This window comes from Hansschlegelia plantiphila (assembly GCF_027922265.1).
Lineage (GTDB): Bacteria > Pseudomonadota > Alphaproteobacteria > Rhizobiales > Methylopilaceae > Methylopila > Methylopila plantiphila.
The window spans coordinates 1-24,165 of sequence record NZ_BSFI01000018.1; the positions used below are offsets into that span (position 1 = coordinate 1).

Here is a 24,165-nt window from a genome sequence, read left to right on the forward strand (position 1 = left end):
GCGCGCTGCCCGAGATGGCGAAGACCGGCGCGCCGGTGATCTTCGACGCCACTCATTCCGTCCAGCAGCCGGGCGGGCAGGGGACGTCGTCCGGCGGTCAGCGCGAATTCGTGCCGGTGCTGGCGCGGGCGGCGGTCGCCGTCGGCGTGGCGGGCGTGTTCATCGAGACCCATCCCGACCCCGATCACGCGCCCTCCGATGGACCCAACATGGTCCCGCTGAAAGAGATGGCGGCGCTCCTCGATCGGCTGATGGCGTTCGATCGGCTCGCCAAATCCGCCTGACGAGAGCGGGGAGGCTCGGGCTTAGGCTTCGCGCAGCGCCGGCGCCGCCTCGAACGGGAGCAGGCGGCGATCCCAATCCACGTTCCGGCGGATGATCGCCGCAGGCACGCCGGCGATCAGCACATAGGGCTCGTAGAACGACTTGTTCACGAACGACTTTGCGCCGACGATCGAATGCTCCGGGATGCGGACGCCCTTCGACACCACCGCGTCGAGCCCGATCCAGACGTGATCTCCTATCGTCACCGAGCCCGGTCGGTTGAGCCGCAGGCCGGTCGTGCGATCGATGATGGAGTGCGAGTCCGAGGTCCTGATCTCGATGCGCTTCGAGAACATGCAATCCTCCCCGATGGTCACGTCGCAGCCTTCGACGCTGTAGAGCGTGACGTGCTGGAACGTCGTTCGGGCGCCGATGCGGACGGTCCGGCCGTTCCCCTTGATGACGATCCGGCCGTTCAGGATGCAGCCGTCTCCGATCGTCAGCCGGTTGCGCGACCCCTTCACGGTGATCTGCAGACCGGCGAGCTTGCCGCCCGAGCCGAGATCCACGCGGTTCCCGTCCCCTCCTATGGCTAGCACGGACGGCATGTCGGTCCGGTCTCCGGCATAGGTGACCCTGTTGTTCCTCGGGTCGGTCTCGTCGAAGGGTTCGTCGGTCACGTGCGGCTCCCGGGCCGATGAATGAGCTGGTCGTCCACGTCCCGGCCTATCGGGCTCGGCCGCAGGTGTCGGCGTAATTCAAGCCCTTGAACGGCATGAGACCGGCGGCGCATCGCACGGCGGACGGCGAAGCCTCCCGGCCGTTCAGGTCGTTTTGGCCGAACTGCGAGGTCGAAGCGCCGAACGTGAAGACGTATCCGTCTCCCTCCGACCGACAGTGATTGCCGGAGACTGAAACATTCAGCACCGGGCGGCCGAGCATCTCGGACCGCGGCCCCGTCCCGACCACGACGCACGAGTCCGAGGCGGCGATGTCGTTGTTCACGACGCGGTTGCCGTCATCCTCGATGACGGCCGCCACGCCGATATCCGAAAAGACGTTGCCGGCGATGACGTTGTTCGGCGCGCGGTCGAGCACGTATCTGCCGTCGCCGTAATACGGGTCGCCGCAATCTGACGAGGTCAGGATGCGGCTTTGCCGCGAAGCCGCCCAGACGCCGATGAGCGATCCCTGGATCAGGTTGTCCTCAATCCTGTTCCGCTCGCTCGGCATGATGCGCTTGAAGTTCCGGCCGTGGCCGGAGACCGCCTCCTGGCAGTTCTTATACAGGTAGACCGCGCCGCCATTGCCGCGGAACGTGTTGCGGCGAATGACATTGTCGCTCGACGAGTCGATCGCGATCCCCTCGCGCCGGCCGAGTCCTCTGCGGGCGTGACGCGGCGATCCGAGCCCGTTGGCGGCGATCTCGCTGCCTTCAACCGTCGTGCGCAGCGAGTGCGGCCCGATATAGACGCCGACTCCCGCGTTCCCGGTCAGGCGTGAGCCGGTTATCCGCACGTCCTGCGAGTAGGCCAGAACGTAGACGCCGGCGATCTCGTTGCCGGACGAGACGACGTTGTCGAGGGTGACGTCGCGGGTCGCGGCCTCGTATCGCGCTGCCGCCGTGTATCGCTTTTCGCGCACCGAGGCGGGCGATCGCCAGCCGACGACGATCCCGCTGCTGGTCGCGTTCGCGATGCGGCAGTTCCTGACGGTGACGCCGCTGACGCCGGCGCCAACGCCGATCTCGACGCCGAAGGGATGGCGGCGCGCAAGGTCGATCAGCGCGCCGCGGCAGTCGAGGGTGACCCCGCTCGTCTTCAGTACGATCGGCGCGTCGTAGACGCAGTTCGGCTCCAGCAGAACGCTCGGGCCTGACATGTCGGGCGGCGGGCACGCCGCGGACTGAGATTTCTCAGAAGTCGCCGGAGCGGCCCGCGGCGCTCCTGGAAGAAGTGCGACGCAGACAGCGAGGGTCGTCACAGCAGCCCGGACGGCTGCCGCCCGACGGCTCGGGCCGCCCAGCCGTAGGCCCTCCTGAAACTGTGTAGCCGCCAAAAGGACCCACCTGGCCGCGGGCGTTCAGTCAACGCAAGCGCAACAAACCCGAAGCTTATGATAATACGCAAGCAATGACAGTTTCATGACATTCATATACTTGTAACAACTGTAATGATTGTCACACCAATGAGAATCATACTTGTTTGTGACGGAACGCACATTTATCGTCCAAATACAGTCTGAAACGGCAGGGCGGCGATGCTGTCGTCTTTCATCGTCGGTGATCGGCTCTCGTTCAGGAGATCGCGTATGGATATGGCAGTGCAGCAGCAGAGTGACGCGCTGGCTTCCGGCCGGGCGTTCTCCGCTTCCGTGAACTCTGCGCTGCGAACTGTCGACGTCGAGGTCGCCGGCGTCGCGCGCCTCCGAAAGTCTCTGGAAGGCGCGCTCGGCGCAGTCTTCGAGGATGCGGTGGATCTCATCGACCGCTCCGCGGGCCGGACGATCGTCACCGGCATGGGCAAGAGCGGGCACATCGGCCGCAAGATCGCCGCCACCCTCGCCTCGACCGGCACCCCGGCCTTTTTCGTGCATCCCGCGGAAGCGAGCCATGGCGACCTCGGCATGATCACGGCCGATGACGTGGTGCTCGCTTTGTCCTGGTCAGGCGAGACGGCGGAGCTCCGCGACCTCGTGAACTATGCGGGCCGCTTCAGGGTGCCGCTGGTGGCGATCACCTCGAATGGCGGCAGCGCGCTCGGCAAGGCGGCCGATCTGGCGCTCGTCCTTCCGGCGGTCGCGGAGGCGTGCCCGCACGGGCTTGCGCCCACGACCTCGACCTTGATGCAGCTCGCGCTCGGCGACGCGCTCTCGGTCGCGCTGCTCGAGCGTCGGCGGTTCACGCGGCATGAGTTCAAGCGGTTCCATCCCGGCGGCAAGCTGGGCGGCGTGCTGACGCTCGTGAAGGACGTCATGCGGTCGGGCGAGTCGGCTCCGGTCGTCCGCTCTGGAGCCGGCATGGCGGAGGCGCTGATCATGATGTCGGCCAAGAGCCTCGGCTGCGTCGCCGTCGCCGACGCCTCGGGCGCGCTGATCGGTGTGATCACGGACGGCGACCTGCGACGGCATATGGGGCCTCAGCTCACCAACATGGCGGTCGACGCCGTCATGACCCGCGCGCCGCAGACCATATCGGGCGACGAACTCGCCGCCACCGCGCTGAGCGAGATGCAAGCGAACGTGATCTCGGCCCTGTTCGTGGTGGACAAGGGGCCGGGCATCGGCGTCGTGCACATGCACGACCTGATCAAGCTCGGGGTCGCCTGAAGCCGTGGAGGCCCTTCCTTCCGCCCGAACGCGCCTGTCGTCCGAAGAGGTCACGGCTCTTTCGCCCGCCGCCTTCGCCGGACTGCGGCTCGTGCCGCCGGAGCCTCGGCCCGAGCCGGCTCCTCCGGCCGTTCGAACGCGTCGTCGCGCTTGGTTCGCCGACCGGGCCCAGCTGGAATCCGCCGCGCTCGCCCTGATGAAGGCGAAGAATTTCGCGGCGGCCGAACGCAGGCTGGTCCGCCTCGCCCTGACCGGGCCGATCAGCGACATCTGCTACCTCGATTATGTCCGCAAGGTCATCTATCCGAGGCATGCGACCCGAACGGCCGACATCGGCCGCAGCCGCGATCTCACGCGATTCCAGGCGCACATGAATCGCGCCTTCGTCCTCGCCGGAGAAGGCGATCTCGCCGGCGCGCAGGATCAGCTGCACGAGTTGCTGAAGCTCACCGGGCCGAACGCCGACGTCTGGCACGCGATCTGGTTCATCTGCCGCTACGGCGGAGAGATCGACGCCTCGGTGACTGCGGGGCAGAAGTATCTGGAGCTGACGCCCGGCGTAAAATTCCGCTTCGCCAAAGGTCTAGCGCTCGCCGCCGAGCGCATCGGACGGATCGGCGTGATGAAATTCGCGCTTAAGCGCGCAATCAAGGACGCCAAGGAGTGCGAGAAGCAGCCGAAGCTGTTCAAGCGTGAATATGTGCGGCTCGCCCGGTTCTGGCTCGACGTCTATGATCTCGAACGCGCCGAGCGGGTGCTGGCGCTGGCGCGCAAGCGCAAGCTTTCCGGCGTCGACGACCTCGCCGAGACGCTCGCGCTGGTGCGGAGCGAGGCGAAGGACTGGCTCCACCACGCCGAAGCCGCTCGGCTCGATCTCCAGAGGCGCATCAAGGGCGTGAAGATGCCGACGCCGCCGCGCGCGGTGGAGGTGGTGCTGCCCTCGGCGGCGCTGACCTTCAAGCCGAGCGAGAACCGGCTGTTCCGCTCAACGCTTCGGTGCGTGCACACCGAGATATTCGCCGCGCTCGAGACGACCGGGCGGCCGGTCCGCATCCGGTCGAAGCTCGACAGTCAGACCGTCGTGCCCGGGCGGAAGGACAGACGGCTGGTGTCGTACCACACGCAGGACGCGCCCGGCCTGAGCATCCATTTCAAGGAGGCCTACCATCCCGGCTATATCACCCTCGATCCGCAGGGTTACGCGGGCTGGTGTTCGGTCGCCGATCTCGAACTCGACGCGCTGAAGCTCGGCGCCGTCAGCCTGGAGAAGGCCGAGACGTTCTTCCATGAGCGCGCCACGACGCTGATCTCGAAAAACGTCTCGAAGTATGAGCAGCCCGATATCGCCGCGCAGGCGCTGCCGACGCCTTATCTGTTCGTCGGCCTCCAGATCATCAACGACTCGGTGCAGCGGCTGGCCCACATGCCGATGCTCACAATGCTTCAGGAGGTTTCGGACTACTGCCGCCTCAACGGCCTCAACCTCGTGGTCAAACGGCATCCCCTGTGCACCTCGCCTGCGGTGGCGGAGCGTCTGAGGGCCGGAGAGGCGACGGGCGAGTTCATCGTCTCGTCCGCTTCGGTGCATCAGCTCATCCGCGGCGCCACCGCCATCTGCGTGGTGAACTCCGGGGTGGGCTTCGAGGCGCTGTTCCACCTGAAGCCTGTCTACCTGTTCGGCAAGAGCGACTATCGGCACGCCTGCTACGAGGTCAGGCGGCCCGGCGACTTCACCGCGATGTTCCGCGGCGAGCTTCCGTTGCTGCCGTCCGCGACGCTCAAGCGCTACATCTACTGGCTGCACCATTCCCACTTCATCGACTGCAGCGACTCCGAGACCGCGAGAGCCGAGATCCGCGCCCGAGTCCTCAAATATATCGACAGCAAGAAGAGCAGGAACTTCTTCGACTCCCTGCGCCGGGGGATCGCATCGCGGTTTTTCTAGGGGCGGGCGGCAATAAGACGGGGCGTAAACTTGACGAGAAACGACATGATCCGGATGGTCTCCGAGGCGCCGCTCTACCGGCGGAATCATCAAAAGTCCGACTATGCGCGTCCGACCTTCATCGTCTGCGACGTCGACGAGATGGAGAAGGCCAGCAAATGGTTCAAATCGGCGGCCGGCCGCAACGCCGAGTTCATCGGCGGCCTGCAGGGGCAGCGGGACCTCACCGTCATCGGCAATGTCGACGTGCAGCAGCTTCGCGAGCGGCCTGAGCTCGCCGTCGTGGCGTTCGGCCGGCAGGTGCGCCGTAAATGCATCGGGCTGGCGCTCAACGGCTTCCGCAACGTGCTGTTCCGCGAGGACCAGAAGTATCGCGGAGGCCGCACCCAGTTCAACTTTCTAGAGAAGAACGGATCTGCGCTGTCCGAACTCTTCGATTTGCTTGCGGACGACGAGAGCCGGCTGACGTTGAGCTCAATCATCCGCCACCGCATCTCCGGCGACCACGGCTTTCTGCGGATCGCGGACTATCCCGAATACAATCATCCGCAGGTCAGAGCGCTGGGTGGATATGCGGTGATCGACGCCGGCGCCTATGACGGGCGGACGTCGCTCGATTTCGCCCGCGGCGTCGGGGCGGGCGGCAAGGTCTACGCCTTCGAGCCCGACAGGTCGAACGTGAAGCGGATCGAGCGCGCGCTCGCCGACGAACTGACCGCGGACCACGGGACGGTCGAGATCGTCGAGGCGGCGCTCACGGATCAGGAAGGCTTCGTGCGCCTCAAGGCGAGCGCATCCGGCTCCTCCAACATCGACGACGACGGCGACACCATCGTGCGTTCGACCTCGGTCGACAGCTTCCTCTCCGAGGACGCCTCCCGCCGGTGCGACCTCATCAGCATCGACGTCGAAGGATTCGAGCAGGCGGTGCTCTCAGGCGCCAAGGACACTTTGGCCTCGAAGCGCCCGATGCTGCAGGTCAGCATCTATCACTCGATAGAGCACCTGTTCGAGATCCCGCTTTCGTTGGCGAAGATCCTTCCGGACTACAAATTCTATCTTGGACATCACAACAGCTACAGCACGGAAAGCGATCTCTACGCGGTTCCCGTCGAGCGGGTTGCGAGCTGACCATGCTTCGGCGGATCGCCCGGCCCGAGCCGCTCGCTTTCCCGGCGCGGGCGAAGGCGCTGGTGATGGATTTCGACGGGGTGTTCACCGACGATCGGGTGCTCGTCGACCAGGACGGCCGCGAGGCGGTGTTCGCCAGCCGTTCCGACGGCATGGGGCTCGACCGGTTGCGCGATCTGACCGCGATCCGGACGCTGATCCTGTCGAAGGAGTCCAATCCGGTGGTCTCGGCAAGGGCGAGGAAGCTCAGGATCGAGGTCCGGCAGGGCGTTCTGAACAAGCTTCCAGAGCTCGACCGCTGGCTCGAGGAGAACGGCCTCGCGCGCGAGGACGCCGTCTATATCGGCAATGACGTCAACGATCTCGACTGCCTGCGGGCTGTCGGTTTCCCGGTCGCGCCCTCCGACGCGCGGCCGGAAGCGCTCGCCGCCGCGCGCCAGGTCACCTCCGCGCCCGGCGGCCGCGGCGCGTTGCGGGAACTGTGCGAGGCGCTGATCGAGGCGGTCTCGACGACGGCCGCGGCGCGGTCCGCCATACGGCCTGTCGTGCTGATCCCCGCGCGGCTCGGAGCCAGCCGGCTGCCGAACAAACCGCTGGCGGACATCGCCGGCGAGCCGATGATCACGCATGTCTGGCGGCGAGCGAGCGAGGCCGGCGTCGGGCCGGTGATCGTCGCGACCGATTCCGCCGAGGTTGCCGAGGCCGTCGCCCGCGTCGGCGGCCGGGCGGAGCTGACCCGCGCCGACCACGCCTCCGGCTCAGACCGGATCTCCGAGGCGCTCGCGGCCGTCGATCCGGATTGCGACTTCAACGTCGTGCTCAACGTCCAGGGCGACCTGCCGACGATCGACCCGGAGGCGATACGCCGAAGCCTGACGCCGCTCGACGACCCGGAGGTCGAGATCGCGACGCTGGTCGCCGAGATCCGCCGCGAGGAGGAGAAGACCGCGCCGAGCGTCGTCAAGATGATCGGCTCGGAGATCGATCCCGGCCGCTTCCGCTGTCTGTACTTCACTCGCGCGGCCGCTCCCTGGGGGCCGGGGCCGCTTCATCATCATATCGGGCTCTACGCCTACCGCCGCGCGGCGCTGGAACGCTTCGTGGCTCTGCCGCCCTCGCCGCTCGAGCGGCGCGAGAAGCTCGAGCAGCTAAGGGCGATCGAAGCCGGCATGCGCGTCGACGCCGTCGCGGTGGAGGTCGTGCCCCTCGGCGTCGACACGCCTGAGGATCTGGCGCGGGCGAGGGAGATCATGGGGCAGCCGCTTTCGGCGCCCGGCTCAGCTGATACCGCGTCTCGGAGAGCGTGACTCGGTGGGGCATCGTCGCGGTAATCGGCTGAGCTCATGACGGCCGGCGAAGCCCGAAAGCCCGATTATTCTGCGGTAGCGCCAGATTGACTCCGTTCGGGCGGGCACCAAGCAGGCGATTGTTATTGATCTGCTGGCGCGGCCGGGCGGAGCAACGCTCAGCGATCGACGCCACGGGCTGGCTGCCGCACACGACCCGGGGCGGTGCTGAGCGGCCTGCGCAAGAAGGGCTTTGATCTCACCTCCGAGAAGCCGGATGAGGGCGAACGTCGCTACTCCATCACGGCAGCAGCTCAGGCGTCCGCCTGACCATGCCCGGCGATCCCGCGAGGATGGAAGCCGACCTGGTGCGTCTGGGCGAGCTCGACTTCGCGACGCTCAGGGCGCGGTGGCGCAGCGTGACCAGCCGCGCCGCGCCGGCGGGCGTCCGTCGCGACAAGCTTGGCGGCCTCATGCGCACGCCCCGGCAACCGCCGGCGATGGGGCTGGATCGCCGCACGCAGCCCCTGAACCTCGAGCGTGATCGAAGCGGCGGCGCGCGGGATCCCGGGTCCCAAACACGTGACGCAACCTGCAGGCGCGTTGCGCAAAAGAACGGGCGCGGCCCAGCAGGCGCGCCGGGCCATCCGGCGTTATTTCCCGAGGGTCGTCATGATTTCGGCTTTGATCGGCGCCGGCAGAGGAACGTACTGGAGCGATCGGGCCGCATCGTCGCCGTGGGCGAACGCCCATGAGAAGAACTTCATCACCGCCTCCGACGTGCCGGCCTTGTGCGATCCCATTGGCACCAGGACGAAGGTCGGAGTGACGATCGGCCAGCTCTGTTCTCCCGGCGTGTCGGTGAGGTCGACGGCGAAGTGCGCCGCGGATTTCCAGTCGGCGCTCTCGACCGCCGCGGCGAAGGTTTCTCCGGAGGGCGCCACGAAGCGGCCGGCCTTGTTCCTGAGCTGGATCGTCGTCAGGTGGTTCGCCACGGCGTAGGAGAATTCGGCGTAGGCGATGCTGCCCGCCGTCACCGGCGTCGTCGTGGCCGCTCCGAAGCTCCCCTTGACGCCCGCGCCGACCGGCCAGTCCAACGTCATGCCGACGCCCATCCGCTTGCGCCACGCCTCGCTCGCCTTCGACAGGTATCTGGACAGGGCGTAAGTCCCGCCAGATCCGCCGGCGTGGTAGAGCAGCGCGATCTCCATCTTGGGCAGCTTGAGCCCGGGGTTGAGGCTCGCGATGCGGGCGTCATCCCACCGCCGGATGTTCCCCATGAAGATGTCGGCCAGCGCGTCGGCGGTGAGCCGAAGTTCGTTCGACCGGACGCCCGGCAGATTGACGACCACCGCATAGCCGCCGGCGACGGTGGGAAATTGCAGGATGTCGCCCTGCTTGAGCTTGTCGTCGTCCATCGGCACGTCCGAGGCGCCGAAATCGGTCAGGCCCTTCAAGACCTGGTTCTGACCGATGCCCGAGCCGGAGGGCTGGTAGTTCAGATGCAGGCCCGTCTCCTTCGCCTCCTCGGACGCCCACCGGCTGTAGATGGGCTGGGCGAAGGCGGAGCCGGTGCCGAGGATCGTCGTCTCGGCGGTCCGTCCTTCCTGCGAGAAGGCGGCGACGACAGCGAGCGCAAGCAGGCTCGTCGGGAAAACACGCATGGGGACTTCTCCTTGGAGCGTCACGTCCGGCTTCAGCGGCGGGCAGGCGTCTGGGCGAGCCCGTTCAGCGCGAAATCGAAGATGTCGAGGTTGCGCAGCAGCCCGGTCTCGGCGCGCTCCCGGTAGGACTGCGCGAGCGGGCGGGAGATCAGGAATGGCACGCGCTGCTCGGCGAGGCCGCCATGCGAGCGCAAAGGGTGGTCGCCCAGCGCGGAGAGGTCATGGTCCTCCTGGCGGGCGCCGAGCGCGGTGGCGCGATCTGAGAAGATCGCGAAGTCGCCCTCGCGGTCCGGCGGCAGCTGGTAGCGCTCGCAGACCGTCGCCCGGTCGAGGACGAGCTCGACGCCGGGGAGCGAGCGGGCGAAGGTCATCATCGCCGCGACGTCGCCGGGTCCGCGCAGGTGCACGCGCACGAATCCGCCAAGCGCGCCATGGTGGCGGACGAACGGATCGGCGATCGGACAGATCACCCGCACGCTGCCCGCGCCGAACGCCCCGTTGAGGGCGTCCTCGACGTAGACGACGTTCGGGCGTCCGTCCGCGCCGGACTTCCTCGCCATGCCGTGATCGGCCGTCAGCGCGACGGTCGCCCCGAGCGCCATCAGGCGCGCGATACGAGCGTCGACGGCGGCGTGGAACGCGTTCGCCTCAGGCTCGCCCGGCTCGTATTTGTGCTGAACGTAATCGGAGGTCGACAGATAAGTCAGCGCAGGCCGCGCGAGCTCCATGAGCCTGACGCCCGCATCGAGCGCGAAGAGCGACAGGTCGGCCGAGTACTGGTCGGGGCGGCTGCGTCCGACGAGCTCTTCCGCGCTCGCGAAGCCGAGCGGCGCAAGCGTCGCCGACTCGGGGCGCTCCGACGAAAAGGCGAACCCCTCCATCTCGTAGGCGAGCACCTTGAGGAGCTTGTCCTTCGCCGTGACGACCGCGGTCTCGACGCCGGCTCGGCTCATCGCGCCGAGGATGGTGCCGCACCGGAGCCGCCGCGCGTCGGTGACCATGATCTCCTCGCCGGTGTCCGCGTCGAGGTAGTAATTGCCGTTGATGCCGTGGATCGCGGGCGGCGCGCCGGTGACGATCGACGTGTTGTTGGTGTTCGTGGTCGTCGGGACCGTGGCGAGGGCGGTCCCGACATAGCCCGCTTCGCGCAGCGAGGCCATCGTGGGCAGGACGCCGTCGGCGATGCCCTTGTCGAGATATTCGGGATCGAAGCCGTCGAGGCAGATGACGACGACGGGCTGCTCTGGAGCGGCGTAGCTCCGGCCGTTCACCGTGACGGTCGTCTCGTGTCGCCGGGGGAATGGGGTCTGCGCCATGTCTGTTGTCCGATGCTGAGGCCGCCGGCCGGCATGAACCGCCAGCGCGCCGCGACGTCAGTACGGAAGCGCAGACGGAGATAAAATCGATAAATACTCACCTCAGTGTGAGAAAAATTCCGTATCAGATGGCGGTGCGCAGGGCGCCGTCACGACGGGGGTGGGGCTTGAAGGAACGCGAATTGCCGCTGACGGCGTTGCGCGCCTTCGCGGTCGCGGCGCGCTCACGAAATCTCGCGGCGGCGGCCGACCAGCTCGGCGTCACGCATGGCGCCGTGAGCAAGCAGATCGCGACGCTGGAGGCGCGGCTCGGCCAGAGCCTCTTCGTCCGACACAGGCGCAGCCTGGAGCTGACGCCTTACGGGCGCGTGCTCGCCGAGCGGGTGAGCGAAGCGATGAGGGATATCGCAGCGGCCTGCGACTACGTTCGCCGCGACCGCTCGCGACGGGCCATCTCGGTCGAGGCCCCCGCCACCTTCGCCATGTACTTCCTGCTGCCGCGCATCAAGGCGTTCGAGGCGCTGCATCCCTCCGTGTCGGTCTGGATCTCGACGCGCGTCACGGGTCAGCCGGCCGACCTGCTAAACCATGACGTCGTGATCAGCCGCGGGCCGCTCGAACATGGCCTCGCGAGGACCGGCCGGCCGCGGCTGCTGTTCACGGAGAGCCTGACGCCGGTCGGAGCGATCCCCTTGCTCCGCAGAATGCCGGTGCGGCGGCCGAAGGACGTCGCCGGGCACGCCACCATCGCGTCGGCCAGCCGGCCGGGCGAGTGGGAGGATTGGTTCGCCCGCGCAGAGCTGGGCAAGCCCATGATCGAAGGGGGACACCGCTTCGATCACCTCAATGTCGCGCTGCATGCGGTTCGCGACGGACTCGGCCTGACGATCGCGCCGCTGCAGTTCTTCAACGACGCGACCCGCCCGTATGGCCTGCGCTGCCCGCTCCCCCGGATCGTCATCCCCGGGCGCTCCTACTTCGCGCAGTCGACGCACAAACCCGGGACCGCGGACGCGGAGACGTTCATGACGTGGCTGCAGGATCTCTGTGAGGCCGACGACGCGTAATCGTCGCCCCGGCGGCGGCCGCGGAAGGAACATCGCCCGCTAGCGACCTCGGCAACGGCAGTTCGCGCCAATAACGTCGAACGCCGCCGCTGACCAAGCGCGCGCGTCGACGCGGGACCCTTAAAGCGGCCGAGCCGGAAAGCGCCAGCGCGTCGTCACAGTCTATACGTCGCGAGCACGGCTAACGGAGCTTGGCGATCCCGACGCCGTCAAGTCTCGCGCGGTCCTTGATGGATTCCTCGCTGCGGGTCATCGCCTTCGAAATTGCCTTCAGCGCCATGCCTTTCTTCGCGAGCGCCTTGAGCTTCTCAAGTTCCTCGTCTGTCCAGGGTTGGCGATGCCGTTCAAATCGCTCTGTCACAATCTGCTCCTTCTCTGCCGGGAGATTGCCGGCGTTCGCGCCATCCAATAGCGGCATTGTCACGGGAACCGGGGGACCTCTGCCTGACGGCAGAGGCCGGGAACCCGGATCAAGCTGCGGTGGCGTCGGCCCATGTCTGGTGAGCTCCGGCATTTCGCCGCCGCTGGATCAAGAGGTCAAGCACTTCGCCTTCGCTGTCGACAGCACGCCAGAGCCACAGCCGCTCGCCGCCGATGCGAACAGCCATCTCGTCGAGACGCCACTGCGATGACGGGCGAGGCAGGCGTCGTCGAAGCTCCCGGGCAAAGGCCGGGCCGCACTTCGTTACCCACCGCCTGATTGTCTCGTAGGATACGTCGACGCCCCGTTCGGCGAGCAGATCCTCGACGTCTCTGAAGCTCAGCGTGAACCTCAGATACAGCAGACCCCATGCTTGATCACGGCGGGAGGGAAGCGATGACGAGCGTAGGAGATCGCGGTCATTTACGACCGTACCGCGGCAGCTGGACGTGAACGTGACAATGCCATGCGTTTGCCCTCGAGATCTTTGAGCGTGGCGATGCCGCCGCTCGCTGCGAAGGCGACCTGTTATCTGTCATGGGACCACCTGAGGGCGCCGATGCCGAATAGAGCGTCAGGATCCAACCCACCGCCCATTATGCTATAAAATCGATAGTTTATATCTAATAATGATTGACGGGCGTTTGAAGCGGTCGCATCGTTGGGGCGTTGCAGGTCTTTATCCAACCCGTCGCGAATCCAGACCAAATGGTTTGCGCCTTCGCAGGCGGTCTGAGCCCCGCGACGGACGCGGGTGTTTCGCAAGGCTTCATCGGGCATTCGAAATGGCTGTTCTGTCCTCGACCGCCCTGACCTCTCGTTCGCCCCAGCGCTTCGCGGCGGCAGGGCGATGTCGAAGCTGACAGTCCAGTTGCCGCCACGCCGCAACGGCTGACGCTCCCTCGCTGAAGAGTTCAATCGGTCCGGCAGGCCCCGCGCCTTTGCGTCGGCGCGTCCAACGGCCGGCGACCTTCAGCTTCGAAACTCCAAAAACAAGGACAGCATTCATGAGCTTTCGCCCCCTCCACGACCGCGTGGTGATCCGTCGTCTTGACGGCGAAGAGAAAACCAAGGGCGGGATCATCATTCCCGACACCGCGAAGGAGAAGCCCCAGGAGGGCGAGGTCGTGGCCGTCGGCCCCGGCGCGCGCGACGAGCAGGGCAAACTGATTGCGCCGGACGTGAAGGCCGGCGACCGCGTGCTGTTCGGCAAGTGGTCCGGCACCGAAGTCAAGATCGACGGGGCTGACGTCCTGATCGTCAAGGAGACCGACATTCTCGGCGTCGTCGGCGGCGCCTGACTGCACGCCTTCGCCACATCGAACCGGCGCCAGAAGCCGCTTCATTTCCAAGGATTATTCAGATGGCTGCGAAAGACGTGAAATTCTCCACCGACGCCCGCGAGCGGCTGCTGCGCGGCGTCGACATTCTCGCCAACGCGGTGAAGGTCACGCTCGGTCCCAAGGGCCGCAACGTCGTGATCGAGAAGAGCTTCGGCGCGCCTCGCATCACCAAAGACGGGGTCACCGTCGCGAAGGAGATCGAGCTCGAGGACAAGTTCGAGAACCTTGGCGCGCAGTTGCTTCGCGAGGTCGCCACCAAGACCAACGATCTCGCCGGCGACGGCACGACGACCGCAACGGTGCTTGCCCAGGCGATCGTCAGGGAGGGCGCCAAGGCGGTCGCCGGCGGCCTTAATCCGCAGGACCTGAAGCGCGGGATCGACCTCGGCGTGTCGGCCGCGATCAAGGACATCGTCGAGCGCGCGCGGAAGGTCCAGTCCGCGGACGAGATCGCGCAGGTCGGCACGATCTCGGCGAATGGCGAGAAGGAGATTGGCGACATCATCGCCGAGGCCGTCAAGCGCGTCGGCAACGAAGGCGTCATCACGGTCGAGGAGAACAGGAGTTTCGAGACGGAGCTCGAAGTCGTCGAGGGCCTGCAGTTCGACCGCGGCTACCTGAGCCCATATTTCGTCACCAACGCCGAGAAGCTGCTTGTGGAGTTCGACGACCCCCACATCCTGATTCATGAGAAGAAACTGTCGAGCCTGCAGCCGTTGCTGCCGGTTTTGGAGGCGGTCGTTCAGTCAGCGAAGCCGTTGCTCATCATTGCGGAAGACGTCGAGGGCGAGGCGCTTGCAACGCTGGTGGTGAACAAGCTTCGCGGCGGCCTCAAGGTTGCGGCCGTCAAGGCCCCCGGCTTCGGCGACCGTCGCAAGGCGCTGCTTGAGGACATCGCGATCCTCACCAACGGCCAAGTGATCTCCGAGGACGTCGGCATCAAGCTCGAGAACGTCACGATCGACCAGCTGGGCCGAGCTCGGAAGGTGCGGATCGACAAGGACAGCACGACCTTGGTCGACGGCGCGGGCGACGGCGACGCCATCAAGGCCCGCGCGGCGCAGATCAAGGCGCAGATCGAGGAGACGACTTCCGACTACGACAAGGAGAAGCTGCAGGAGAGGCTGGCGAAGATCTCCGGCGGCGTCGCGGTGATCCGCGTCGGCGGGGCCACGGAGGTCGAGGTCAAGGAGAAGAAGGACAGGGTCGACGACGCCCTCAATGCTACCCGGGCCGCGATCGAGGAAGGCGTGGTTCCCGGCGGCGGCGTCGCCCTCCTCAGGGCCAAGGCTGCGGTCGCCCAGTTGCGGAGCGACAACGCCGACGTCCAGGCCGGCGTCCACATCGTGCTGAAAGCGCTTGAGGCGCCCCTCCGCCAGATCGTGGAGAACGCGGGCGTCGAGGGCTCGATCGTCGTCGGCAAGATCCTCGACAACCCGTCCTTCACCTTCGGCTTCAACGCGCAGACGGAACAGTATGTCGATCTGCTCGAGGCCGGCATCCTCGATCCGGTCAAGGTCGTGCGCACCGCCCTCCAGGACGCGGGGTCGGTCGCTGGGCTGCTGGTGACGACCGAAGCGCTGATCGCGGATCTGCCGAAAGACAAGTCGCCGTCGCAGCCTAGCGGCCCCGGCCTCGACTACTGACGAACTTGGGCGGGCGTGCCGACGCCGCCCGCCCAAGCTCGTCCTCCCGCCCTTTTTTGCTCGCTCGCAAGTTCTCCACCGGAAGGGCGCATGCCATGAGCACTACCATCGTCTCGAGGCCAGGCTTGGACATCGATTCCCCACAGCAGGCGCGTCGCCACCTGGCGCGCGACCGGCTTTCTCTGCCCGAGACGATCGCGCAGTCCATTGGCACGGTGGCTCCATCGGGGACGCCGGCGCTCGTCATCCCCGGGCGGCTCAGGGCGTGGCACGGCGCGATCAGCCTTGTCACCATCCTACTGTTGCTGGTTCCGCTCGCCGGCAGCCTCTACCCTGTCCCGGCATGGCCGTTCTCGGCGCTGCCATACGTCTTCCTCGGGCTGCTGGCGCTCGGCGTCTCTTGGTTCCTGATCCTGAAGGCGCGCGCGCCTGAGCAGCTCCAGGCGCTCGAGGCCGATCTGCTGGGCGCCGGCGAAGCTGGGGGCGCATGATGAGCGGTTCCGTCGCCAGGCATGACAGCCGGTTCGTCACGCTGCCCAACGGGTTGTTGCATCACTACGCGACGGTCGGCGACCGCGGACCGAAAATCGTCCTGCTGCACGGCTACGCCGACAGCTGGCGCAGCTTCGAGCCGCTGTTCAAGGTCCTCGGTCGGGACGCCCAGCTGTTCGCTCTCGACCAGCGCGGCCACGGCCATACCGAACCGGGCGGACGCTACGCGATGGCGGATCTCGCCCAGGACGCGATCGACTTCATCGCGACGGTCGCTCGGGAGCCCGTCCACCTCGTCGGCCACTCGTTGGGAGCGATCGTCGCGCAGCGCGCCGCCGAGCGCCGGCCCGACCTGCTCCGGAGCCTGACAATCATCGGCGGCGCACGCAGCGCCGCCGCCCATCCGGGGCTGGCGGCGCTGCGTGTCCAAATCGGCGATTTCGGTGACGCCATTCCGCCGGACTTCATCAAGGCGTTCCAAGAGAGCACCGTCAGCGCGCCGCTCCGCCCGAGCCGGCTCGCGGCGATCGTCAAGGAGAGCCGGAAGTTGCGGCCCGAGACCTGGCGGAACGCGCTCGAGGCTCTTCTTAACGAGCCGCGGGCTAGAAAGGCGTTAGAGATCCGCGTTCCCGCGCTTTCATTGTGGGGCGTCGAGGACGGCGTGTTCCACAAGGGTGAGCAGGTCGCGCTTTCGCGCGCGATCCCGCATCTGGAGACCATCCACTACGCTGGACTCGGCCATGCGCCACATTGGGAGGCGCCCGACCGCGTCGCCCGGGACATCCGCAGCTTTGCCTTGGCCGTCGCTCCGGGGCGGCTTCGGGAGATTAATCGTGAGCGTCCGCACGCTTGGTAGGACCAATGTCGGCTGGACCCTCCGGGGACCGTCCGACCCCATGCTCCGACCAAGCGCCTATGCTCATCGATTAATCCAAGCCAGCGAAACCCATTAATTATAGAAAATCTATAGATTTGATGATTTTAAGATTGACGCGTTTCGTTTCTGGCATCACGATCGAGAAGTTCTCCGGCGGTTCCGGCCTGAGCGCGGGTTTGGAAAGAGCGGCTTGCCCCGCATCATCAAAGGCTAAAGCGCCACGATGCGTGCCGAAACGCTCGCGAGAGTTTTTTTAAAAATGTGTGGGTTCTCGTCGCTATGAACGGCGCTTGCGTCATCAAAGTCTCCGGCCGGCCTCGTCGTCCCTGATGCCGGCGGCGTTCGCTTCTTCGCGGCCATCGGCGAAGCATTTTAGCTCGACGGGCAGATCTTCCGTTCGGCCGCCCACGCCGGCTCTGCCGTTCGGTCCGCCTTCGCCGCTGCTGGGCACGCTGACGCCATCAGCTCCCGCTATCGCAAGCGGCCTGTCGTTTGCGGCGCTCCGCGGACTGACGCGCTGGGCCACGATCGCAGGCCTCGTGGTCGGCGGCCTGTTCGCAGCCCCGTTCACAGCGCTGCTCGTGAAGAAGCTGTCGGCTCGCACGCTGATGGTCACTGTCGGGCTGCTGATCGCCTCCCTCAGCGTCTTCAATCTCTCTAAGGTCATCCTGTGAGCCCAGTTCCGACGAGGCGCCTCGACAGACTGAAGCTCGGAGCCTTCCATTACGTCTCTGGCCATCACGTGGCGGCCTGGCGCCATCCTCTCGCCTCGGTCGACGATAGCTTGCGCGACTACGTGGCGTTCGCCCGCACGGCAGAGGCGGCAAAATTCGACGCCGTCTTCCTGGCCGACAGCGTTGGTATACGGCTCAACCTTCCCGCCTCTGTCAGCCGCAACCCGCATAGCGGCGTCACGCCGTTCGAGCCGCTGACGCTGCTCTCGGCGATTGCGGGACATACGAGCCGCATCGGACTCGTGGCGACGGCCTCCACCAGCTTCAGCGACCCCTACAATCTGGCTCGGCAGTTCGCCTCGCTTGACCGGCTGAGTGCGGGCCGTGCGGGGTGGAACCTCGTCACCACGCAGGAGCCGGAGGTCGCTCTCAATTTTGGCCACGCTGCGCCAGTGCCGCATGCCAAGCGCTACGAGCGCGCGGAAGAGTTCGCCGACGTCGTGCTCGGCCTTTGGGACAGTTTTGAGGACGACGCCTTCCTGCGCGATCGGGTCAGCGGCAAATATTATGATCCGAGGAAGCTGCACCAGCTCAACCATCATGGGGAGCATTTTCAGGTCCGCGGACCCCTCAACGCCCCGCGCCCCCCGCAGGGCCGACCGGTCGTGATCCAGGCGGGCTCGTCCGAGCCCGGCAAGGAGCTCGCTGCACGAACGGCCGAAGTCATTTTCACCGCCCAGCAGACGCTAGAGGAGGCGACATCCTTCTACGCCGACGTGAAGGGCCGGCTTGCGAAATACGGGCGTTCGCCCGACGACCTCAAGATCATGCCGGGGGCCTTCATCGTGACGGCCCGTACGGAAGCAGAAGCCCAGGAGAAGTTTGAGGAACTGCAGGGCTTGGTGCAGCCCGAGGTCGGCCTCGAGCTTCTGCGCACTCATCTCGGGGTCGACCTCTCCGGGCATCCGCTCGACGGTCCTCTGCCTCCTTTGCCCGAAATCGCGGGCGGGAAGAGCCGGCAGGCGTTGGTCGCCGACCTCGCGCAGCGCGAAAACCTGTCAATCCGCGAGCTTTATCTACGCATTGCCGGGGCGCGTGGTCATTGGCAGCTCGTCGGCAGCGGCGAGCAGATCGCCGATCAGCTGGAGGAGCGCTTTCTTAATTACGGCGCTGACGGCTTCAATTTGATGTCGCCGATCCTTCCGGGCGGGCTCACCGACTTCATCGACTTCGTGCTGCCAGAGCTGCGCCGGCGCGGCCTGTTCCGCACGGAATACGAGGGTCGGACGCTGCGCGAAAACCTCGGCCTTTCGCGGCCGGAGAACCGGCACGTCGCCCGCCGCTCTGTCGCGGCCGAGTGATCGTGGCTTTTCCTCGCTATCCGCTAAGATCCCGATGACCGCCGGCCCGCTCTCCATCGATGACGTCTCGAAGACATATGCTGGCGCGCGACCCAACGGCGCCGTGCGCGCGCTGTCCCGCGTCAGCCTCGACATTGGCGAGGGCGAATTCCTCTCGATCATCGGCCCGTCCGGATGCGGGAAGACGACGCTGCTCAACATGATCGCCGGCTTCGTGACGCCGTCGACCGGCGTCGTCCGGCGGGGGGCGGTCGCGATCGCTGGCCCTGGCCCCGACCGAACGATGATGTTCCAGGACTACGCGCTGTTTCCCTGGCTCACCGTCGCCGACAACATCGCCTTCGGTCTGCGCGCAAAAGGTCTGTCCCGACGTGAGCGCGAGACCGCAGTCGCGCGTTTCGTTGACCTCGCCCGCCTGAAGGGCTTCGAAGACCGGTTGCCGCACGAGCTCTCTGGCGGCATGCGCCAGCGCGTCAGCGTCGCCCGCGCGCTCGCCCCGGACCCTGACATCGTCCTCATGGACGAGCCTTTTGCCGCCCTCGACTCGCTCACCCGGGACGCGCTGCAGGAGGAATTGCTCGCGATCTGGGAACGTTCGGGAAAGACCTTCGTCCTCGTCACCCACAATATCGAGGAAGCCCTGTTCCTCAGCGACCGGGTGGTCGTGATGGCGCCTCGACCTGGACGCATCCAGACGATCGTAGAAATTCCTCTGCCTCGTCCACGTTCGCCCGACCTACGCACGCGCGATCCCGTGTTCATGGCGCTGAAGCAGCGCCTCTTCGACCTTCTGCACGACGCCCCGCAACCTTCGGAAGGGCGCTGAGGTGTCGACATCGGATCTGCCTGCATCCTCCGTCCCAGGCGTGGTTACGTCGGCCGGGAAACTATCCACGCTTGCAGCAGCAGCCGTCTGGCGCGGCCACCATCTCGCCGTGGTCCCGGCGCTTCTCCTGCTCTGGGAAGCGGCCGTGCGTTGGGGCTTCGTCAACGCCAATCTCTTCCCGCCGCCGTCCGCGATCCTAGAGGCGCTGCACGATCTTGCCTCGGCTGGAATGCTGTGGAGTGACCTCGCCGCGAGTGTGACGCGCGTAGGGGTGGGCTTCTCGGTCGCGGCCGTAATCGCCGTGTCGCTCGGCCTCGCGCTTGGGCGCCTGCCGGCCCTTGCCCGCTATCTCCTGCCAATCGTCGAGCTCGTGCGGCCGATCTCGGTCATCGCATGGATACCGATTGCGATCCTCTGGTTCGGCTTGGGCGACCGGCCGGCGTGGTTCCTGATCGCGCTCGGAGCGTTTTTTCCCGTCTTCACCAACGCCTACGACGCGGCCCGGGCGCTCCCGGACACCTATGTGCGCGTCGCCCGCTGCTTCGGCGCCTCATCGGGTCTGTTTATCCGCCAGGTGCTCATCCCGGCGACACTGCCGCAGGTCCTTACAGGTCTGCGGATCGGCCTCGGCACCGGCTGGACCTGCGTGATCGCCGCTGAGTTGATCTCGTCGACCTCCGGCCTCGGCTACCTCATCCAGATGGCGCGCACGACGATCGAGACCGAGAAAGTACTCGCCGGAATGGCGGTGATCGGCCTCGTCGGCTTCGCAATGAACCGCCTGATGGTAGCGCTCGAGCGCGCCATCGTCCGCGGCCCGCGATCCCGCTGACCGCTTCAATCCAAGGATCGCCTGTCATGAAGAGAAGAACATTCCTGTTCGGCGCAGCCGGCGCAACGCTCGGCGCCTCGCTTGCGAAACCGTCGATACTGCGCGCGGCGGCATCCGATCCTCTCCAGATCCGCCTTGGCTACCAGACCCTCTGGAGCAGCGCCGGCGAGATCTTTGAGACGCTGCGACACACCAACATCCTGGCGCTGCACGGCATCCAGGCTGACTTCAAGCCCTTCACCTTTGGCGGCCCGCTCGCCGAGGGCGCGGTAGCAGGCGCAATCGACAACATCTCGGCCGCAGACGCGCCGCTGCTGCGCGGCTCCTCGCGTCTGCCAGGCACGAAGGTGCTGCACCGCTCGCACGACTTCCGCTTCGCGATCATCGCGCGTCCGGATTTCGAAGGCGGCCTCGCGGACCTCCGAGGCAAGCGGCTTTCCGGTCCATTCTCCACCACGGTGTTCCCACGCAGCGTTCAGGCGATCGTGGACGCCGGCGTGCAGGATCCGTTCAAGGAAATCCGCATCGTCAACCAGGACATCGCCGAACAGGCGGATTCGCTACGCGGCGGCCTCGTCGACGCAGTGACGACATGGGACCCGACCTACGAGCGCCTGATCCAGCAGAAACTGGGCAAGCCGATCTGGACGAGTTCGACCGGCCAGGGCGCGGGCTACCAAGGCCTCACCTGCGAGTGGCTGAAGGCAAACGGAGAGGACGGCGCGGGCCGCTTCCTGAAAGCCTGGACGGTCGCGACTTGGTGGACGTCGAACAACCTCGCGCAGGCGCAAGGCTGGTTCGCCGCGACCTCGCGCCTCGATCCATCGCTGCTCGCAGCCGCGGCGGCCGCCGACAGGCATCTTCGCGCGCCGGTGAAGGACCTCACCGCGATCGACCTTGTGGTAACGCCAGACGAGATCGCGGGCACCCAGAAGGTGCTGGATTTCCTCGTCGCGCAGAAGCTGCTGGCGAACCCGATCGACGCTGCGAGCTTCTACGATGGCGGTCCGCTCGCCCGCGTCCGGAAGCAAATCGCCGCGGGGGACCACGTGGATCTCGCAAAGATATCGCCTGTGGGATGAGTTCTCCCCCGATGCAAAACGCCGGCACGTATTCGATTAAAGAATGCCTGCGGGTTTCTTGATCCTGCAGTCCGTGTTGCAGCTTTTACCTCCCGAGTGACCAAGCGAGCTGCGCCGATCGCACGGGTGCGTCGAACAGAATTTCGCGCGCGCCGATTATCGATTTTGTAATTGTTTAGGGCTGTTAGCATGCGTCTGAATAGGGACTTTCTCCGACTGGTCGCGGCCGCCCTGCTCTTGGTTTCGGCCAGCGCTGCAGCCGAGGCTGAAGGTAGTTCGATCGAGACGTTACGGCTCGGCTTTCAGAAATACGGCACCCTGATCGTGCTCAAGGCGGAAGGCTCGCTCGAGCGGCGGCTTAAGGACAAGGGGATCGCGGTCACCTGGGCTGAGTTCCAGGGAGGCGTGAAGGTGCTCGAGGCGCTGCGCGTCGGCGCGATCGATTTCGGGACTACTGGCGACGCGCCGCCGGTTATCGCGCAGGCGCAGGGCGCGCCCTTCGTCTATGTCGCCGTCGAACCGCCGGCGCCGCATGGGGAAGCCTTGGTGGTGCGGGCCGATTCGCCGTTCCAGACCGTCTCCGACCTTAAAGGCAAGCGGATCGCGACCTCGCGCGGCGGCAACGCGCATTACCTTTCGCTTCAGTCGCTGGCCGCAGCCGGCCTTTCGGGCAAGGACGTCACCTGGTCCTGGCTGTTCCCAGCCGACGCCCGGCCCGCGCTCGAGTCGGGAGCGGTCGACGCTTGGGGCGTGTGGGACCCGTTCCTCGCGGGGGCGCAGAAGGGCGGCCAGTTGCGCGTGCTCGCCGACGGCGCCACCGCCGGGGTCGCCAACCACCAGTTCTTCCTGGCGAGCCGCGATCTCGCCGACAAACATCCCGAAATCGTCGCCATCATCCTCGACGAGCTCGCCAAGATCGACCAGCGCGCGCTTCAGGACCCAACGTTGATCGTGGCAGCCGTCGCCGACGCGACCGGGATCGACCGCGAGGCGCTGGATGTCGCGATCCGCCGGATGGGCTTCGGCGTGAAACCGCTCACCGCCGAGATCGTCGACAGCCAGCAGAAGCTCGCCGACGCCTTTCTCAAGGAAGGCATTATCGACAACCCTATCACAGTCCAAGACAACGTCGCCGGCGCCTCGCGGTGAGGCTGGCGGCATGAATATCTACTGGTTCCTGCCGACCTTCGGCGACGGGCATTATCTCGGCACGTCGATCGGCGCGCGGCCTCCCAGCTTCAGCTATCTCCGCCAAATCGCGGAAGCCGCGGAGGATCTCGGCTATGGCGGGGTGCTGGTGCCGTCAGGGCGAAGCTGCGAGGACAGCTGGGCCGTTGCATCCGCGCTGTCACAGGTCACCCGACGGCTCAAATTCCTCGTCGCGCTGCGTCCGGGGACGGTGACGCCCACCGTCGCGGCGCGCATGGCGAACACGATCAACCGGATTTCCGGCGGCCGTTTGCTGCTCAATGTGGTCGCCGGCGGCGATCCCGATGAGCTCGCCGGCGACGGCGTTTTCTTGCCGCATGACGAACGCTACGCGCAGGCGGCGGAATTCATCAAGGTCTGGCGACGGCTGCAGGCCGGCGAACGCGTCGACTACGACGGCCAGCACGTCAAAGTGCGCGGCGCCGAGCTCTACTTGTTTCCTGAGGAGGCGCCCGAGCCGGTCGAGCCCTCGCTCTGGGCGGGAGGGTCGTCGGAGGCCGGCCACCAGTTCATCGCGGAGCACGTCGACGTCTATCTCAGCTGGGGCGAGCCGATCGCCGCCGTGGCGGAGAAAATCACCGACGTGAAGCGCAGAGCCTCCGCCGCCGGCCGGACGCTGCGGTTCGGGCTCCGAATGCAGACCGTGGTGCGGCGGACCGAAGCGGAGGCCTGGGCTGCGGCCGAAAACCTGCTTGCTCATGTCGACGACGCCGCCATCCGGCAGGCGCAGGAGGCGCTCGCCCGCTTTGATTCGGAGGGCCAGAAGCGCATGGTCGCGCTCCACCGCGGATCGCGCGAGCGGCTCGAAGTCGCGCCGAACCTCTGGGCGGGGTTCGGGCTCGTGCGCGGCGGTGTGGGCGCGGCTCTTGTCGGCAGCGCCGAGAACGCGGCCGCCCGCCTGAAGGAATACGCCGACCTCGGGATCGACTATTTCATCCTCTCGGGCCTGCCTCATCTCGAGGAGGCCTACCGCTTCGCAGAACTGGTGTTGCCGCTTCTTGGCAAGCAATCGAAGCGGGAGCGCAGTATTTACGCCACGATGGGTGCTATGGGCCGCGCATGAGAGCGAGCCGTATTTTTCGGCTTTCAGGGGTAGGGTGCGGCTGACGCGTTGGACGCTGCGTTCTTACCGGTTTCCGAGAAATCTGTAAGCCTCGCTGCGACGGTGTCCGCGCGTCCACGTCTCGGCGATCCCTGTACTCGGACGGCGCATGACAAGACTCGAAGGGCGAGGGCAGGGCTGCTTACTGCCAAACCTGACATGACGCCTAGCCGAAGAGCCCTCATTGTATTTTGGGTGTCAAAGCCGGAGTCTGTGCGCCCGCAGACCGCGCCTTCAAAGTCAGAGACACCAGCCGCCCGTGTTGAGACCGAAGAGCCGAGCGCGGCTCGTGATGGCTAA

Annotated in this window: 21 protein-coding genes and 3 pseudogenes; 18 read left to right on the forward strand and 6 right to left on the reverse strand. The window is 66.3% G+C overall.

Annotation, left to right across the window (positions count from 1 at the left end; translation table 11 throughout):
• Positions 1–284, forward strand: a pseudogene (locus PKE75_RS13280) (3-deoxy-8-phosphooctulonate synthase); the annotation flags it as partial.
• Positions 285–305: 21 nt separating this feature from the next.
• Here PKE75_RS13280 and PKE75_RS13285 read toward each other — a convergent pair.
• Both PKE75_RS13285 and PKE75_RS13290 read right to left on the reverse strand, forming a co-directional pair.
• Complete coding sequence (locus tag PKE75_RS13285; protein WP_271169222.1) at positions 306–944, reverse strand: acyltransferase; 639 nt, start codon at positions 942–944, stop codon at positions 306–308.
• A gap of 46 nt (positions 945–990) precedes the next feature.
• Positions 991–2,145 (reverse strand): right-handed parallel beta-helix repeat-containing protein, encoded by a 1,155-nt coding sequence (locus PKE75_RS13290; RefSeq protein WP_271169223.1) that lies wholly within the window; start codon positions 2,143–2,145, stop codon positions 991–993.
• Between the two features lie 435 nt (positions 2,146–2,580).
• Between PKE75_RS13290 and PKE75_RS13295 the strand changes: the two genes are divergently transcribed.
• The 5 genes and pseudogenes from PKE75_RS13295 to PKE75_RS13315 all read left to right on the forward strand — a co-directional run bounded on the left by PKE75_RS13295 (position 2,581) and on the right by PKE75_RS13315 (position 7,974).
• Positions 2,581–3,591: a KpsF/GutQ family sugar-phosphate isomerase gene (locus tag PKE75_RS13295; protein WP_428979142.1), complete on the forward strand. Its 1,011-nt coding sequence runs from the start codon at positions 2,581–2,583 to the stop codon at positions 3,589–3,591.
• Between the two features lie 196 nt (positions 3,592–3,787).
• Positions 3,788–5,536: a capsular polysaccharide export protein, LipB/KpsS family gene (locus PKE75_RS13300; protein WP_271169225.1), complete on the forward strand. Its 1,749-nt coding sequence runs from the start codon at positions 3,788–3,790 to the stop codon at positions 5,534–5,536.
• 45 nt (positions 5,537–5,581) lie between these two features.
• Positions 5,582–6,667 (forward strand): FkbM family methyltransferase, encoded by a 1,086-nt coding sequence (locus PKE75_RS13305; protein WP_271169226.1) that lies wholly within the window; start codon positions 5,582–5,584, stop codon positions 6,665–6,667.
• A 152-nt stretch (positions 6,668–6,819) separates the two neighbouring features.
• A pseudogene (locus tag PKE75_RS13310) lies at positions 6,820–7,104 on the forward strand (HAD hydrolase family protein); the annotation flags it as partial.
• Between the two features lie 96 nt (positions 7,105–7,200).
• Entirely contained in the window at positions 7,201–7,974 is a 774-nt protein-coding gene (locus PKE75_RS13315) for a 3-deoxy-manno-octulosonate cytidylyltransferase (protein ID WP_271169266.1), read from the forward strand.
• A gap of 632 nt (positions 7,975–8,606) precedes the next feature.
• Here the strand turns inward: PKE75_RS13315 and pstS are convergent.
• Entirely contained in the window at positions 8,607–9,617 is a 1,011-nt protein-coding gene (gene pstS / locus PKE75_RS13320) for a phosphate ABC transporter substrate-binding protein PstS (RefSeq protein WP_271169227.1), read from the reverse strand.
• Positions 9,618–9,649: 32 nt separating this feature from the next.
• Positions 9,650–10,933, reverse strand: coding sequence for a phosphonoacetate hydrolase (gene phnA / locus PKE75_RS13325; protein ID WP_271169228.1), 1,284 nt, complete (start codon positions 10,931–10,933; stop codon positions 9,650–9,652).
• A 128-nt stretch (positions 10,934–11,061) separates the two neighbouring features.
• Here phnA and PKE75_RS13330 point away from each other — a divergent pair, with 128 nt between their 5' ends.
• Positions 11,062–12,000: a LysR substrate-binding domain-containing protein gene (locus tag PKE75_RS13330; RefSeq protein WP_271169229.1), complete on the forward strand. Its 939-nt coding sequence runs from the start codon at positions 11,062–11,064 to the stop codon at positions 11,998–12,000.
• A gap of 181 nt (positions 12,001–12,181) precedes the next feature.
• Here PKE75_RS13330 and PKE75_RS13335 read toward each other — a convergent pair whose 3' ends face one another.
• Together PKE75_RS13335 and PKE75_RS13340 are read right to left on the reverse strand one after the other, a co-directional pair.
• Positions 12,182–12,418 (reverse strand): SANT/Myb-like DNA-binding domain-containing protein, encoded by a 237-nt coding sequence (locus tag PKE75_RS13335; RefSeq protein ID WP_271169230.1) that lies wholly within the window; start codon positions 12,416–12,418, stop codon positions 12,182–12,184.
• A gap of 85 nt (positions 12,419–12,503) precedes the next feature.
• A pseudogene (locus PKE75_RS13340) lies at positions 12,504–12,844 on the reverse strand (IS6 family transposase); the annotation flags it as partial.
• Between the two features lie 584 nt (positions 12,845–13,428).
• Between PKE75_RS13340 and groES the strand changes: the two are divergent.
• The 11 genes from groES (at position 13,429) to ssuD (ending at position 23,826) form a co-directional block, all read left to right on the forward strand.
• Positions 13,429–13,722 carry a co-chaperone GroES gene (gene groES, locus PKE75_RS13345; RefSeq protein ID WP_271169231.1) on the forward strand — a complete coding sequence of 98 codons (294 nt, stop codon included), beginning with the start codon at positions 13,429–13,431 and terminating at the stop codon, positions 13,720–13,722.
• 62 nt (positions 13,723–13,784) lie between these two features.
• Positions 13,785–15,410, forward strand: a complete 1,626-nt coding sequence (groL, locus tag PKE75_RS13350; RefSeq protein WP_271169232.1) for a chaperonin GroEL — start codon at positions 13,785–13,787, stop codon at positions 15,408–15,410.
• A gap of 95 nt (positions 15,411–15,505) precedes the next feature.
• On the forward strand, positions 15,506–15,901 hold the full coding sequence (locus PKE75_RS13355; RefSeq protein ID WP_271169233.1) for a hypothetical protein: 396 nt from the start codon (positions 15,506–15,508) through the stop codon (positions 15,899–15,901).
• Positions 15,898–16,758 (forward strand): alpha/beta fold hydrolase, encoded by an 861-nt coding sequence (locus PKE75_RS13360; protein WP_271169234.1) that lies wholly within the window; start codon positions 15,898–15,900, stop codon positions 16,756–16,758. The genes PKE75_RS13355 and PKE75_RS13360 overlap by 4 nt, the downstream gene beginning before the upstream one ends.
• A gap of 350 nt (positions 16,759–17,108) precedes the next feature.
• A complete protein-coding gene (locus PKE75_RS13365) occupies positions 17,109–17,453 on the forward strand; it encodes a hypothetical protein (protein WP_271169235.1) in 345 nt (114 codons plus the stop codon).
• Positions 17,450–18,814 carry an LLM class flavin-dependent oxidoreductase gene (locus tag PKE75_RS13370; protein ID WP_271169236.1) on the forward strand — a complete coding sequence of 455 codons (1,365 nt, stop codon included), beginning with the start codon at positions 17,450–17,452 and terminating at the stop codon, positions 18,812–18,814. Before PKE75_RS13365 ends, PKE75_RS13370 begins: the two co-directional genes overlap by 4 nt.
• Before the next feature lie 34 nt (positions 18,815–18,848).
• Positions 18,849–19,640 (forward strand): ABC transporter ATP-binding protein, encoded by a 792-nt coding sequence (locus PKE75_RS13375; protein ID WP_271169237.1) that lies wholly within the window; start codon positions 18,849–18,851, stop codon positions 19,638–19,640.
• Between the two features lies 1 nt (position 19,641).
• The gene (locus PKE75_RS13380; RefSeq protein ID WP_271169238.1) at positions 19,642–20,472 is read left to right on the forward strand and encodes an ABC transporter permease; all 831 of its coding nucleotides are present in this window, start codon (positions 19,642–19,644) and stop codon (positions 20,470–20,472) included.
• 26 nt (positions 20,473–20,498) lie between these two features.
• Complete coding sequence (locus tag PKE75_RS13385; RefSeq protein ID WP_271169239.1) at positions 20,499–21,554, forward strand: ABC transporter substrate-binding protein; 1,056 nt, start codon at positions 20,499–20,501, stop codon at positions 21,552–21,554.
• Positions 21,555–21,743: 189 nt separating this feature from the next.
• Positions 21,744–22,703, forward strand: a complete 960-nt coding sequence (locus tag PKE75_RS13390; protein WP_271169240.1) for an aliphatic sulfonate ABC transporter substrate-binding protein — start codon at positions 21,744–21,746, stop codon at positions 22,701–22,703.
• A 10-nt stretch (positions 22,704–22,713) separates the two neighbouring features.
• Positions 22,714–23,826: an FMNH2-dependent alkanesulfonate monooxygenase gene (gene ssuD / locus PKE75_RS13395; protein WP_271169241.1), complete on the forward strand. Its 1,113-nt coding sequence runs from the start codon at positions 22,714–22,716 to the stop codon at positions 23,824–23,826.
• The last annotated feature ends 339 nt before the right edge of the window (positions 23,827–24,165 follow it).